This is a genomic window from Halobellus clavatus, assembly GCF_900107195.1.
Taxonomy (GTDB): Archaea; Halobacteriota; Halobacteria; order Halobacteriales; family Haloferacaceae; genus Haloquadratum; species Haloquadratum clavatum.
The window spans coordinates 231,735-244,880 of the sequence record NZ_FNPB01000003.1; the positions used below are offsets into that span (position 1 = coordinate 231,735).

Annotated in this window: 12 protein-coding genes and 2 tRNA genes; 9 read left to right on the forward strand and 5 right to left on the reverse strand. The window is 62.8% G+C overall.

Annotated elements, in window-relative coordinates:
• Nucleotides 1-47: 47 nt before the first annotated feature.
• From BLU74_RS06705 to BLU74_RS06735, 7 genes are all read left to right on the forward strand, one after another.
• Nucleotides 48-734 (forward strand): TOBE domain-containing protein, encoded by a 687-nt coding sequence (locus BLU74_RS06705; RefSeq protein WP_089766497.1) that lies wholly within the window; start codon nucleotides 48-50, stop codon nucleotides 732-734.
• Nucleotides 735-914: 180 nt separating this feature from the next.
• Nucleotides 915-2,003, forward strand: coding sequence for a putative sulfate/molybdate transporter (locus BLU74_RS06710; protein WP_089766498.1), 1,089 nt, complete (start codon nucleotides 915-917; stop codon nucleotides 2,001-2,003).
• A 1,253-nt stretch (nucleotides 2,004-3,256) separates the two neighbouring features.
• Complete coding sequence (locus BLU74_RS06715; protein WP_089766499.1) at nucleotides 3,257-3,700, forward strand: DUF5805 domain-containing protein; 444 nt, start codon at nucleotides 3,257-3,259, stop codon at nucleotides 3,698-3,700.
• Complete coding sequence (locus tag BLU74_RS06720; protein ID WP_089766500.1) at nucleotides 3,693-4,760, forward strand: tyrosine-type recombinase/integrase; 1,068 nt, start codon at nucleotides 3,693-3,695, stop codon at nucleotides 4,758-4,760. Before BLU74_RS06715 ends, BLU74_RS06720 begins: the two co-directional genes overlap by 8 nt.
• A 954-nt stretch (nucleotides 4,761-5,714) precedes the next feature.
• On the forward strand, nucleotides 5,715-6,326 hold the full coding sequence (locus tag BLU74_RS06725; protein WP_089766501.1) for a class I SAM-dependent methyltransferase: 612 nt from the start codon (nucleotides 5,715-5,717) through the stop codon (nucleotides 6,324-6,326).
• Between the two features lie 87 nt (nucleotides 6,327-6,413).
• The gene (locus tag BLU74_RS06730; protein WP_089766502.1) at nucleotides 6,414-7,502 is read left to right on the forward strand and encodes a galactokinase; all 1,089 of its coding nucleotides are present in this window, start codon (nucleotides 6,414-6,416) and stop codon (nucleotides 7,500-7,502) included.
• Nucleotides 7,503-7,567: 65 nt separating this feature from the next.
• On the forward strand, nucleotides 7,568-8,086 hold the full coding sequence (locus tag BLU74_RS06735) for a phosphopantetheine adenylyltransferase (protein WP_089766503.1): 519 nt from the start codon (nucleotides 7,568-7,570) through the stop codon (nucleotides 8,084-8,086).
• A gap of 30 nt (nucleotides 8,087-8,116) precedes the next feature.
• On the opposite strand, the gene BLU74_RS06740 is transcribed toward BLU74_RS06735, so the two are convergent.
• Nucleotides 8,117-8,425 carry a cyclin family protein gene (locus BLU74_RS06740; protein ID WP_089766504.1) on the reverse strand — a complete coding sequence of 103 codons (309 nt, stop codon included), beginning with the start codon at nucleotides 8,423-8,425 and terminating at the stop codon, nucleotides 8,117-8,119.
• 83 nt (nucleotides 8,426-8,508) lie between these two features.
• Between BLU74_RS06740 and BLU74_RS06745 the strand changes: the two genes are divergently transcribed.
• Nucleotides 8,509-8,591, forward strand: a tRNA-Leu gene (locus tag BLU74_RS06745).
• A gap of 155 nt (nucleotides 8,592-8,746) precedes the next feature.
• On the opposite strand, the gene BLU74_RS06750 is transcribed toward BLU74_RS06745, so the two are convergent.
• From BLU74_RS06750 to BLU74_RS06760, 3 genes are all read right to left on the reverse strand, one after another.
• Nucleotides 8,747-10,135, reverse strand: coding sequence for a hypothetical protein (locus tag BLU74_RS06750; RefSeq protein ID WP_089766505.1), 1,389 nt, complete (start codon nucleotides 10,133-10,135; stop codon nucleotides 8,747-8,749).
• Between the two features lie 147 nt (nucleotides 10,136-10,282).
• A complete protein-coding gene (locus BLU74_RS06755) occupies nucleotides 10,283-10,735 on the reverse strand; it encodes an SRPBCC family protein (protein ID WP_089766506.1) in 453 nt (150 codons plus the stop codon).
• A 111-nt stretch (nucleotides 10,736-10,846) separates the two neighbouring features.
• Entirely contained in the window at nucleotides 10,847-12,301 is a 1,455-nt protein-coding gene (locus BLU74_RS06760) for a DHH family phosphoesterase (RefSeq protein ID WP_089766507.1), read from the reverse strand.
• A 126-nt stretch (nucleotides 12,302-12,427) separates the two neighbouring features.
• Between BLU74_RS06760 and BLU74_RS06765 the strand changes: the two genes are divergently transcribed.
• A tRNA-Lys gene (locus tag BLU74_RS06765) sits at nucleotides 12,428-12,501 on the forward strand.
• Between the two features lie 106 nt (nucleotides 12,502-12,607).
• Here BLU74_RS06765 and BLU74_RS06770 read toward each other — a convergent pair.
• Nucleotides 12,608-13,093 carry an Lrp/AsnC family transcriptional regulator gene (locus BLU74_RS06770; RefSeq protein WP_089766508.1) on the reverse strand — a complete coding sequence of 162 codons (486 nt, stop codon included), beginning with the start codon at nucleotides 13,091-13,093 and terminating at the stop codon, nucleotides 12,608-12,610.
• Nucleotides 13,094-13,146 lie beyond the last annotated feature (53 nt).

Here is a 13,146-nt window from a genome sequence, read left to right on the forward strand (position 1 = left end):
TCCCAGAGTGGATATAATGCTTTTGCTCTGGACTCCGAAACGGGTGTATGGACACGCAATCCACGTTCGACGCCTACCTCAGCGCCGGTGACGTCACCCTCGGCGCTCGGGACGTCGAGTTACTGCGCGCGATCGACCGCGAGGGATCGCTCAACAACGCCGCCGAGACCCTCAGCCGGTCGTACGCACACGCACAACGGCGCATCGTCGAACTGGAAGAGGCGTTCGGCTCGCTCGTGGAACGCCGACGCGGCGGAGCCGGCGGCGGGGGAAGCGAACTCACCGACAACGCGAGAGACCTCCTGGCGGCGTTCGCACGAACCCAATCCAGCTTCGAGGGCGTGGCTGACATCGCGGAGACTGTCCTTTCGGGCGATATCGTGGACCGCGACGGCGAACTGGTGACCGTCGAGACAGGGGCCGGTCACGTCCGTGCCCTCGTCCCCGATGGATCGGGCGCAGTCGAGCTCTCGATCAGGGCGGACGCCGTCACGCTGACCGACCCCGAGGACACTCCAGTGCCGGAACACACCAGCGCTCGCAACCGGTTCTCGGGGACTGTTCGCGAGGTCGAGATGGGCGAACGCATCGCTCGCATCGCGGTGGACATCGGCGGTAACCAGCCCATCCTGGCACTGGTCACCGAGGACAGCCGAGAGAAGCTCGGGTTGGAGCCAGGCCACGACGTCGTCGTCTCGTTCAAGGCCACGGCGACTCGGGGCGTTTCGGTCTGACTTCCGTTCTCACTCCGGGCGACGACGCGGCCAGCGCGTAACGACATTTTGTTACCACCTCCCAGCCGAGAACTGCGACAAGCAGGAATCGAAAGCAGTTTCCTGACGATAATTGGATCCGCAGCCTTCGCCGCAGAGGATACAAAGAGATTTTACGCCCCCGGATTCTGCTCTCTATCGATGGACGTCTTCGCCCGGATCAGCCACCGAGAAGGGATCGCCTTCTCGTGGGACGAACTGACCGGGGCGTTAGGGGATTCGGTTACGGTGCTGCCGATCGTGGTCAGCGTGGCCGCCCTCACCGAACTCTCGCTCGCGCGTCTCCTGCTGGGCTTTGCCGTGTTCCAGATCGTCTGGGGAATCCACTACGGACTCCCGATCTCGGTCGAACCGATGAAAGCGCTCGCTGCACTGGTGATCGCTGGCTCGCTCGCCCCCTCAGAACTCGCCGTCGCTGGGCTGCTGGCCGGCGTGGTGCTGCTCGCGGTCGGGGCGACCGGGACGCTCGCCCGAGTCGAACGCCACGTGGACCGGCCGGTGATCCGCGGCGTGCAACTGGCTGTCGGGCTCGTTCTTCTCCGGACTGGGATCGAGTTGAGCCTCGGCGGCCCAATCCTCGCGCTCATCGCCATCGCCGTCGTCCTCGGGAGCCTCGCGCTGGGCCACAGACGCCTGAGTACGCTCGCCGTCCTCAGCGTCGGAGTCGCGATCGCTGTCTGGGAGACGGGGTTCTCCGCTCCTCACTTGCCTGCACTCACAGTGGCGATTCCGGACCCGTCCGGGCTCTCGACCGATGCCGTCGGCGCGACTATCGGACAGCTCGCGATGACCGTGGGTAACGCAGCCGTCGCGACCTCACTGCTGTTATCTGATTACTTCGATAGCGATGTCTCGCCTGACGAACTGGCGACGAGTATGGGGGCGATGAATCTCCTCGCGATCCCCTTCGGTGCGATGCCGATGTGTCACGGCAGCGGCGGGGTGGCGGGGAAGTACGCGTTCGGTGCGAGAACGGCCGGAGCGAATCTGCTTCTGGGGGTGCTCTACGCGCTGGCCGCAATCCTCGCGGTCGGCGTGATCGCGGCCTTTCCGGTGTCGATGCTCGGCGTGGTCCTCGGAGTAATTGCCATCGAACTGGCCCGTAGCGGCCTCGAAACCGAAGATTTGGCCCTCACTGTCGCTGTCGGCCTCATCGGCGTCCTCGTGAACGTCGGTGCCGCGTTCATCGTCGGAATCGCCGCAGCCCAGGTTCGAAACCGGATCCAGTGACCAGCGGGGAACCGGAGCCAGTTCGTATAGCGATATGAAGTATACGAGTCTCGGAGGAGACGGCTCCGAATCGAGACGAAAGCCGCCACGCGACACACCGAATAGAAACCAGAATTCGCGGGCATTCACTGCGAGTCACTCGACACTTCACTCCAGTCGGTGGTCGAACGGGAGCGGGTCTTTAGCAGCGCGCCTACGCAGTCACCGTCAGGAACGGACGATCGGATTGGTAGCGCCCACATACGGGCCGGTAACCCAAAGCCAGGGAACGGGCTCAAGCCGGTGTGAAATTTCGGATCGGAACGGAATTGACAGCTCGAGTGGAATCACGGATGAAGACGCGTTCTCGGGCCGGGTCGAGACGTAGAGACGGTACCAATCGCACGCCACCAAGTGACCCCGAGCGCAGAGGAGGCCCAAACTACTGCGGACCGTCGCTGAATCAGCATCGGATGTATCCAGGCGACGCCTCGAGCACATCTGATTCGGGGATCACTGTCTGATCGGTACGAACGCCTGAACGTCGCTACGCGACAGTAACCGCGTGTTGCATCTGCATTTCACGGGCGAAACCGGTCACTGAGGTTATCCGCCAGAATCGTGTTTCATCGGTCGATTCAGTGAGTCCTGTCGAGCGGTTGTCCGTCGCACGGCGAACAGTGGGAAGAATATTTGCCGAGAGATCGACCACCCCGGTGATCCTCATCCACTACGCCCGGCGCTCGGTTCGCCTGTGAGGTTATCTCAGGGGACGTCGTCGAGAGCGGAGAGAATCAGGATGGTCCTTGAATCCCTGTTCTGTATCCCGCGTCGATCCAGCGCTGGATAACTTCGGAAAACGAAGAACGCGGATCGTGACTGGTCGGCCGAGATCCTGATCGAAGCGTGCCTCGTTTCCGAGACGGGTCGAGAAAACCAATTGCCAGATCGAGACCGAATATCTAACCCGGTGTCTATACCGGGCTATTCAGGTGGTGGCTCCTCCCCGGTTCTGGAGCCCTCTACCCCAGGGGTTGCAGGTCGAAGAGCCGGGTGTCGAAATCAGTCGTTGGCGGCCCAACGCTAATCCTGGATCCGGGCTCTCAGGGCGACAAAATATTATTTGTGCCGGTAAAACCAATTCACATTTTATGATAGTACTTGCACAACTAATACTTTGGAACCGGTGCTAATAGGGTTTCAGAACCACATCTAAGAGAGGTTATCCTGATTCGTACAGTATATTCAAGTGGGACGGGTTCGCACACACCAGTATGTCGACGGAGGGATCCGACACGGAACGAAAAACCGTGATGACGTACGTCCCGGCGTATCAGAAAGAACGCTGGAAAGAACACGCCGATCAACTCGGGATGAGTCAGAGTGAATTCCTGCGGACGATGGTCCAGGCGGGCCGTCGCAACTTCGAGATTCCTGATCTCCCTAGTGGGGAGGAAGAAGAGACCGCCCAGTCGGCCAACTCGCAGAACTCCGAAGAGAGCGCACAGCAGGGAGAAGAGTTCCGAGAGCGAGTGCGGGCTGCACTCTCGGACTCGGAGTACCGATCATGGGACGAACTGCTCGCGGCATTGACGAACGACATCGAGGATCGGCTGGATACGACGCTACAGGACCTCCAGGCCTCGAACGAAGTTCAGTACAGCGGCCGACACGGCGGATATACGCTGGCAGGCTCTTCGGAGCGTCCCGATGAATAGTGAAGCGACTGACCTCCAGCGTGAGGACCCCGTGTCGTACTTCTTAGAGGATATGACGTACCACGGGAAGTCGGATCGAACGCGAGCGGCCTACGAGCGGGTGTTACGCCGCTTTGAGGCCTTCCTCTCGGATCCTGCGCAAAACCCCAGCAACGCCTCGATATCCATCGGCGACGCGTCCTACCGCGACTGTATGGCGTGGATCCATACGCTTCGCCGCTCGGAGATGGCCGACAGCACCATCGCGACATACGCGTCGTACCTGCACCGGTTCTACGCGTACCTGACGCAGGTTGGACGGTTCGAGTCCAATCCTATGACTCTCGTGATGGAGGAGATGGACGAGGCGATCGATACGAACCCGTCCCGGCGTGAAATTTCGCTGTCAGCAATGCAGTCGTTCCTGCACGACGTGCACCATCCACTGGATCACGCGGTCATCTGTACGCTGCTCAAAACGGGGATGCGAGTCGGCGAACTCTGTAATCTGGATCTTCGAGACGTCGTACTAACCGATCAAACGCCAATCTCGAATCTCACCGACGGCGACATATCACCTCGGACGCAATTGGACGGTCGCGGCTCCTCGATCTACGTCGCTGCTGAACCCACTGCGGGGGAGGTCGTCGCCGGTGAGGAACGGAGCGCATCGAACAAACGAAAGCGCTCGACCATTGTTCCCGTGGACGAGGAACTCGAAACCGTGCTTTGTCGGTGGGCGGCCGTTCGTCCGGCCACGCGATCCCCCGCAGCACCGCTGTTCGTCAGCACTTCCGGCAGTTGGGGCGAGCGCCTGACACCGGATATGGTCCATCACATCGTCGAGCGTCACGCCAGTGATGCGGGCTGGCACCGATCCGGTGGTGGGGCCGACGAAAACGTCACGCCTCACTACTTCAGGCACTTCTTCACCACACACCTGCGGGACCGGACCGGCGACCGCGGGATCGTCAAGTATCTCCGCGGCGATGTCGGAGGCGACATCATCGATACCTACACCCACAATTGGGGCGATCGGGTTCGTGAGACCTACGAGGCGAACATTTACTCGCTCTATTGAACTGATTGACTGTCCGATAGCCGTCGTATAAATTCTATACCGCTATATGGAATTCTTACTTCCTGATTGGGAATCCGAGCGATCTGGTGAACGACAGCACGAATGTAGTCGGCGGAATCGCGGAGTGTTCGGCCGTCCGCCTTCCTCGTAAGTGTGCGAGACCGCATCTCGCTGGCTTTCGCCCGCGACGCTCGTCTCCCTCGGTGCTTGCTGGTCTTGCGGGGACGAGAACTGTTCACGACGCCTTACATCGTGGATCTAAGCGATCTTTCCAGTAGCCGAGACGAGTCCAGCCTCGTCCGTCCGTCTATCACTCTCTTCACTCACGCAGAAACTCGCTCAGCCCTGGAGCGTACCACAAACCAAAACCGGAGTCACCGTCCAATGAAGTACGCCGCTGCCTGGGCTTCGGGACCGATCTCCTCGAACGGAGCGTCGTCACACCGACGACACTGGGGCGGCACTTCGACGTCCGCATAGACAGTTTCACAGCCTCTGCAGACGAAAAATCGGAGTCCGAGCACGAATCACAACACGGTGGCGACGAGCAAAACCGTGTCGGCCCGCGAGTTCGAATCGCCACGCAGTCCCGATGCGCTACGACACCGCCAGGGGGCGTTCGTCCGAACGTACAGGGTCTCTTTTTCCCACCTCAATCAAATCCCTATGAGGTGGGTGCCGATTTGTCGGGTGAGGCATTTCTGGTAGTATGGCCGAGTCACCGGAATCGATCGCAGGGGTCGCCGACGGTGACTGCACTGGGATGCGGGCGCTCGTGACGGGATTGACGAACCGCTTGCCACCTCGGCCGCGGACCCTCGACGGATGAAGCGTGACGTTCCGGGAGTCACCGGCCGTATCTAGGTCGGGAGCCGCGTCTGGATTCGCAGCAGTGGCGAGCGGTGTCTCTGAGACGCCACGCCGCCTATACCGGTTCCGCACGTACAGGCGACTATGACCGAGTTGCTCTCGGATTCCGAGCGGGCCAAACTCGACGCGAACCCCGACGAGACGTTCTACGACAGCCCGCGCTTCGTCACGCACGCCGACGACGGGTTCTTGGATCGACTCACCGACACGTACGCGTCGGTGTTGTCCGACGGCGACCGGGTCTTCGACGCGATGAGTAGCTGGGTGTCACACCTTCCCCCGCGCGAGTACGAACGCGTCGTCGGCCACGGACTCAACGCTGCGGAACTAGCGGATAACAATGCGCTCGACGAGTGGTTCCTGCAGGATCTCAACCACGAACAGACGCTTCCGCTCGACGACGGGAGTTTCGACGCCGTGCTGTGTGCCCTGTCGGTCCAGTACCTACAGTATCCCGCAGCAGTGTTTGCGGAGTTCGACCGCGTACTCACTCTGGGCGGCGTGCTCGTGGTGAGTTTCACGAACCGGATGTTCCCGACCAAGGCGGTCCGCGCGTGGCGGGATGCCGATATGACCGGGCGGACCGACCTCGTCGAATCGTACTGCGAGGCCGGCGGATTATCCGTGACGGATGTCGTCCGGGACCGGCCCGAGGGCGATCCCTTCGTCGCCGTGGTCGCACAGTCGCCCCGCTGACACGGGGGCCGTCCTCGACCGCGGTCACCGATCCTTCTCGCTGGTCTCCCAACGCTTATTTTGTCGAGCGCGGGAATTTCGGCAAAGATGGACACGCGCACCCACCGGGTGATTTCCCCGGGTCGAGTCAACCTCATCGGCGATCACACCGACTACACCGGCGGATACGTGCTCCCGGTGGCGACCGACCTGCACACGCAGTTGGCGGCGTCGCCCGCGGACGAGGTGACCGTGTACTCCGAGGCGACCGACGACCGTCGCTCGTTCGCGGTCGACGACGAACAGCCGAGCGGTGACTGGACCGATTACGTGAAAGGCTGCTATGCAGTGCTCCGGGAGGAAGGGTACGCTCCGGGGGGATTCGATGGTGATCTCAGTGGGACGCTCCCGCTGGGCTCGGGGTTGAGCTCCTCGGCTAGTCTCGAACTGGCTGTGGTCGCCTTTCTGAACGACGCGTACTCGCTGGGACTCTCACGGGAACGAATGGCCAGGCTCAGCCAGCGTGTGGAGAACGACTTCGTCGGCGTCTCCTGTGGGATTATGGATCAGTTCGCGGTGGCGCTCGGACAGTCGGGACACGCGCTCCACCTCGACACCGGAAGCCTGGAGTACGATCCGATCCCGATCCCCGACGACGTCCGCCTCGTCGTCTACCACACCGGAGTCGAACGCGGCCTCGTAGACACGGCGTACAACGAGCGCCGAGAGACCGTCGAAGGGGCGCTGGATGCCCTCGGAGCGGAGGCCTCAACCCAACTATCGGAAGCAGACATAGAAGACGCGGGGTCGCTCTCGGAACTCCAGCGGCAACGACTCGGGTACGTCGTCAGGGAGAACGAGCGAGTGCTTCGCGTCGGTGAGGCGCTTTCCGGAGGCGACCTCGAAACGGTGGGATCGCTCCTCACGGCCGCCCACGCTGACATCGCCGCGAACTACGACGCTAGCTGCCGGGAGTTGGACTTCGTCGTCGACCAGGCCGTCGAGCGCGGTGCCTACGGAGCGCGGCTCACGGGAGCGGGCTGGGGTGGAGCCGCTGTCGCGCTCGTCGATGCGGCGGATGCAGAGGCGTTTGCCCGTTCGCTGCACGAGCGCTACTGCGAGCAGTTCCCCGACCACGAATCGCGGTATCACCTCGTCACACCGTCGGACGGCGTACGTGTCCAACGGCGATCGTGAGTGGTGCGAGCGGTGAGTCGATCCGGACCCGCCCAGTTTAAGTCCCGGGAGACCCTCGCCCGGGTATGCACGTCGCGCTGGGCGGGACGTTCGATCCGGTCCACGACGGCCACCTCGCGCTCTTCGAGCGGGCCTTCGAGTTGGGCGACGTCACCGTGGGCCTGACGAGCGACGAACTCGCACCGAAGACCCGTCACGTCGACCGCTACGTCCGCTCGTTCGAGGACCGAAAGCGCGATCTCGTGGCCGAACTGGAACCCCTCGCCGAAAGCCACGACCGGGCGTTCGAAGTCCGCGAACTCTCCGATCCCACCGGGATCGCAACCGAGCCCAAATTCGACTATCTGATCGTTTCTCCAGAGACTCGCAACGGGGGCGAACGAATCAACGAGATTCGTCGCGAACGCGGCCACGAACCGTTAGAAATCGAGGTCGTCGACCACGTGATGGCCGAAGACGGCGAACGGATCTCCTCGACACGCATCGTCGAAGGAGAGATCGATCGCCACGGCAACGTCACGCCCGACCGCAACGGTCGCGGAGCCACCCGGCCGACTGCCGACAGTTCTGATACGTCGCAGTAGCTGCGATGCGGAACCGGCTCCGAGCTGACGTCACCACGACGGGGGTCGGAAGCCCGCCGTTTCGAGGATGGGTTTCCAGTGTTGCTGGACGCTGAGTCGGCTCACGTCCATCGCGTCGGCGACCCGAGACTGGGACCGTTCCTCCCCGGCGATCAGCGCGCCCGCATAGAGACTGGCGGCGGCGATAGCCGACTTGGAGCGGTCCGTCTCGGGCACCTCCGAGAGGAACAGGTCCGCCGCAACCGACCGTGCTTCCGACCCGAGGTCGAGGCGGTCCGCGGCGCGTTCAATCTGGGTCAGCCAGGGCTCGTTTTCGACCCGGTCCCGGGCGCTGTACATACGTCGACTGGGGTGTCAGCGCACAAGAATCCTCCGTGCGAGAGCGATAAGTTGAATGGGGACTTCCGTGTAGTGACGTGTGCGCGCGGGTAGCCAAGTGGTCAACGGCGCAGCGCTTAGGACGCTGTCCCATAGGGGTCCGCAGGTTCGAATCCTGTCCCGCGCAGTGAGGAGCGTAGCGACGAGCGAGCAGGCACCACGAGTGTCTGATCCCCGAGTTCTCAGTTCTGTTTCGATAGATGCCCATTCGAGGGTGCGTTGCCGCCGACACGTTGACGCTCATCAAAGGTCATACGCCCTCGAATCGAACGACAGAGCCTCTCAGCCGGGCGACTGCGTGAGGACGGCGTCCGTCATCCAGCAGCCGTCGTACTCGCCCTCGTCGATCCGCTGTAAATAGAAGTCATATCGCCCCGTCACGGTCCCGTTCTCCCGCGTCACGACGCCGACTCTGGCGGCGTCGTCGCTGAGTCGTTCCGGTTCGTACCGAACAGTGTCCCACGAGAGCAGCGCCGCGTACGTGGGCCCGTAGATCACCTCGCGGTACTCGGAGAAACTGTCGATCGCCCGGCGGTTCGTTGGCGATGCGAACCGGCGGATCGTCTGGATGCCCTCGTCGGATTCGTTGTCATTGTAGCGCAGCGCGTTCGTCTGAATCTGTGTGACGAGCAGGAACGATCGATTACACGACGGCGCGGGACGGGTGTTCCGCACGGTTTCAGACACTGGAGTGTCCTCCGACGTCGTGTCACCGCGAATGACCACGCGCTTGAGCCGGTCGATGCCATCGTTCTCTGTGGTGTTTGATCCGTCGACGGCTTCGGCTTCCATACCGGCACCCGTCGAGGTACCGGGCGCGGCGGTCGTCGGTTCGACCTCGGTGGCGGTCGCTCCCGACGATGGTGCGGCGGCTCCCGAAGCACCGTCACCGGCCCCTGAGAGCGCACTCATCGGGTCACCGGGCGAGAGCCCCCCGACAGCGACCGCACCGCCGACGGCGACGAAGAAGACGAGCACGACGGCAGCGATTCGCCGGGGTGTTATCGGGGTTGCCAGTGCCGACGATCGACGCTGGTCGGCGGTGGAAGATGGCGAATCCGGCACCGATGATCCCGTAGACGTGTCTCCGGTGGCGGTGGCTCCCGGACTCGATGGCCCTTCTCTCACAGAATTCGCCGTCGGTCCCGTCGGCCGCAGTTCGGCGGACTCACTCGTGGGAACCGCACTCGATGGCGTTTGTTCAGCCGTCTTGCCGGGTGATTCGCCAGCCGTCTTGCCGGACGGTTCTTGAGGCCCACTCCGGACTGATGGGTAGGCCGATGACCGAGCCGACAGCCCGAGAAAATCCTCGCACAGCGACTCGGCGTCTTCGGGAGGGAGCGCGTACAACAGCCGCGTTCGCAGGTCGGTCGGCGTCAGGACCGACACCTCCGACCCCCTCTCCGGGGAGTCCTCGGACGGTTCGTCGTCCGATCGAACCACCGCATCGGGCTCTGTGTCGACCTCGTCAGCCGCCGACCCCGGTGGATCAACGAGGAGGGTCTGTCGATCGGTGCCCTCGCCGACGGTGACGATGGGGCCGTTGACGTCGACAGCCACGCCCGCCTCCGAACCCCAGAGTGCGCCGACGAACGCGGCGAACTCGTCGCGGTCGAGCCGGCCTAGTGCGCTTGCGAACTCCTCTGGTGGCACGGGCGAGACGTCTGTCATTAGCGGATAGCCTGGAAGTGTGTGATGTCAGGGGGCCACTCATTTGCCGCTTGCGGCCGGCGAGGTGACGGGGGGGCAGCGATCGCCACGCGCTCAGCACACACACCGGAGGGGGCGTTCGACCCCGATCGGGCGTTTGAGTCCCGCTCAGGCCAGGTCCGCGTCCGCCTCCTCCGTGACACGCTCGGCGAGGTGCCGGAGGATCTGTTTCAGTTCCCGACGGTTGTACCGGCTCGTGACCGGTCGGAGGAGGAGTTCCACCGCCCGTGGGAGGCCGAGGTCGTACTCGGCGGTGTATCTGACGCAGGTCCCTCCGTCGACGGCTTCGAATTCCCACTCGATCTGTCCCTCGATATCGCCGGTCAACTCGAAGACGATTCGTTCGGGTGGCTTGTGGACGGTGCCGTGGACCTCGCCGTCGAACGTCAGTCCCAGCAACTGGTACGTGTACGAGGCACGCTTGCCACCGTTATCGAAGGTTCCGAGCGTTTCGACGTTTGACAGGCGCGGCGAGATCCGTGCCTGGTTCTCCGGGACGTCCATATACTCGAAGACGGCTTCGGGCGGACGGTCGATCACGACTTCAGCAGCGTTTCGCATACGCTCAGTTCCGGGGGCGGCGCAAAAAGGGGCTGTGGATGCTGATCCGCGAGGAGTGCTGGATGCTGCTTTTGGGTGGCTGCCGATCCATCCAGCGGGGAGTCGGTGCCGTCAGTTCCCGTTCCCGCTTTCGGTGCTCTCGACGCCCATCGCTTGGAACAGTTTCTTTCGAACGGCTTCCTCGGTGAGTTGCAAGAGCGTATCGCGGTTCTCGTCGCTGGTCTCGATGCCGGTGAAGATCCCCAGCGGGATCTCCACGTCGCCCTGCGTCGAGTGACCGCCCGTCTCGCCGATCCCGGTGAAGGCGTCTTCGAGGATCTTCCCGATGTTCATCCGGATGTCTTTCGAGCGCGCCGAGAGGAAGATGCGGTCGTCGGCGATTCCGAAGACCGCCGTCGTCGTGATTCCTTCGAGTTTGAGGAGGTGCTGGGCGGCCTGGCCGAGCGCGTCGCGGTCACGGATGAACCCCGCGTTCGAGACCAGGTGACTGCCCTGCACCTCGCGGTTCTGGATCGCCTCCGCCAGCACGTCGAGGGTCTCCGGCGACATCGACGGCGACTCCACCTGTTCGAGCGTGTCGTGGTTCGCGAACGGGTGGAGGTACGCCGCGGCGGTGAGATCTGCCGGCGTCGTCTCCCGCTTGAAGTCCAGGGTTTCCGAACGGATCCCGTACAGGAGCGCCGTCGCGACGGCCTCGCTCGGTGAGAGGTCGAACTCCTGGAGGTACTTCGTGAGGATCGTCGAGGTCGACGAGACGTTCGGACGGACGTCCGTGAACGCGGCCTCGATTCCATCCTCCGGTTCGTAGTGGTCGATGAAGATGTCGACCTCGGTGTCGATGTCGGGGTCGCCCGACTTCATGTGATCCACGAGCGCGACCGCGCCGTACTCCGAGAGCGACTTCCCCTCCGAGAGCGGCACCAGTTCGATCCCGAGGAGATTGACGAACGCGCGGTTCTCCTGGTGACCGATGTCGCCGTCGTAGTTGATCACGGCGTCGATACCGTGTTCTCTGGCGATCGCCTGCAGGGCGGCCGCGGAGGCGATCGAGTCGGGATCGGGGTTGTCGTGAGTAAGTACGGCCAGTCCGCCGGTCGCATTCTCGAGTACCTCCGCGAGTTGGCGGGCCTTGTACTCGAGTTCGCCCGACTCCAGCGATCGCAGTGTGGAGTCCGCGATGACTTCGGAGGGGTTGATCACGACGTCCGCGCCCAGTTCCGCGAGTTCGTCCTCCGAAACCGGGTCCGAGGCGCGAACGACGACGAATCGGTCGCCACCGTGTCCGCGGATCGACGAGACGGCTGCCTTGTTGGCTTCCACGTCCGACGACAGGATGAGAACGACGTCTCTGTCCGCTACGGCGTCCACGACGTCGGGATCCGCGATGTCGATCTGTTGAGCGTTCAGATCCTGATCGCGGAGCGATTCGACCCGGTTCTCGTCTTTGTCGAGGATGAGGACGTCTTTCCCGTCCTCGACGAGGCCCTCTGCCACCGCGTAGCCCACGCTCCCACATCCGAGGATGGCGTACGAAGACATCGACGAGATTGTGACCCCGGTACTCATTCTGGACCATTCTCCGGACGGCCGCCACTTAACAGCACTCGTTCGTTCGGACGCGCTGACAATCATACCTTGGCCCGGCGGAAAGGAAACATCTTTAATCGCGCCACCGGAACGAATGATTGCAATGGGCCGGTAGCTCAGTCCGGCAGAGCGTCTGACTCTTAATCAGACGGTCGCGCGTTCAAATCGCGTCCGGCCCGTTCTATACTCCGAGTATCTTCGCGTCCGCAGCGCAGCGGGTCTCGCACCGACCACTGAAGGTCCGTTGGGAGGGCAAAGATCTCTTCGGGGGGCCACCTGCACCTGTCACTCGTCGGCGAGTTCTTCCAGCAGCGTCTCCAGTTCGTAGTTCTCCAGCGCCCGGGTGCTGTGTCTGAGAGACGAGACGACAAAAGTCGAGTTCGTCCGGCGGATCTCCTCGATCGTTTCGAGGTCGGTGATGAGGCGCTCGACCATCTCCTGATCCGGGAGGTGCGCGATCACGACGAAGTCGGTCTCGCCCATCGTGAAGTACGCCTGAGACACCCCCTCGACGTCAAGGATCTTGTGTTCGAAGTCGTGGTGTGAGCCGTTGTAATCGGTCAGGAGTTCGATGATGACGGTCACGCCGAGTCCGACCGCATCGAGGTCGATATCGTAGAGGTCGTTCTCGATGATCCCCGCCTCGCGGAGGTTGTTCAGCCGGTAGTGGATCGTCGAGACGGGAATGTCGGTCTCCTCGTGAAGCCGCTCTGGGCTCCCGGTGCCGAGATCCGAGATGGCCTTCAGGAGGCGGATGTCGCGTTCGTCCATAGTTCCGATGCGGACCCGTTTCTGCCCGGAGGGGTTGTATGTTGCGCTACGGC

Excerpts from the sequence above, each read along its gene's own strand:
- BLU74_RS06705 (WP_089766497.1), top strand. The coding sequence starts at position 48 with ATGGACACGCAATCCACGTTCGACGCCTACCTCAGCGCCGGTGACGTC.
- BLU74_RS06710 (WP_089766498.1), top strand. The coding sequence starts at position 915 with ATGGACGTCTTCGCCCGGATCAGCCACCGAGAAGGGATCGCCTTCTCG.
- BLU74_RS06715 (WP_089766499.1), top strand. The coding sequence starts at position 3,257 with ATGTCGACGGAGGGATCCGACACGGAACGAAAAACCGTGATGACGTAC.
- BLU74_RS06720 (WP_089766500.1), top strand. The coding sequence starts at position 3,693 with ATGAATAGTGAAGCGACTGACCTCCAGCGTGAGGACCCCGTGTCGTAC.
- BLU74_RS06725 (WP_089766501.1), top strand. The coding sequence starts at position 5,715 with ATGACCGAGTTGCTCTCGGATTCCGAGCGGGCCAAACTCGACGCGAAC.
- BLU74_RS06730 (WP_089766502.1), top strand. The coding sequence starts at position 6,414 with ATGGACACGCGCACCCACCGGGTGATTTCCCCGGGTCGAGTCAACCTC.
- BLU74_RS06735 (WP_089766503.1), top strand. The coding sequence starts at position 7,568 with ATGCACGTCGCGCTGGGCGGGACGTTCGATCCGGTCCACGACGGCCAC.
- BLU74_RS06740 (WP_089766504.1), bottom strand. The coding sequence starts at position 8,425 with ATGTACAGCGCCCGGGACCGGGTCGAAAACGAGCCCTGGCTGACCCAG.
- BLU74_RS06750 (WP_089766505.1), bottom strand. The coding sequence starts at position 10,135 with ATGACAGACGTCTCGCCCGTGCCACCAGAGGAGTTCGCAAGCGCACTA.
- BLU74_RS06755 (WP_089766506.1), bottom strand. The coding sequence starts at position 10,735 with ATGCGAAACGCTGCTGAAGTCGTGATCGACCGTCCGCCCGAAGCCGTC.
- BLU74_RS06760 (WP_089766507.1), bottom strand. The coding sequence starts at position 12,301 with ATGAGTACCGGGGTCACAATCTCGTCGATGTCTTCGTACGCCATCCTC.
- BLU74_RS06770 (WP_089766508.1), bottom strand. The coding sequence starts at position 13,093 with ATGGACGAACGCGACATCCGCCTCCTGAAGGCCATCTCGGATCTCGGC.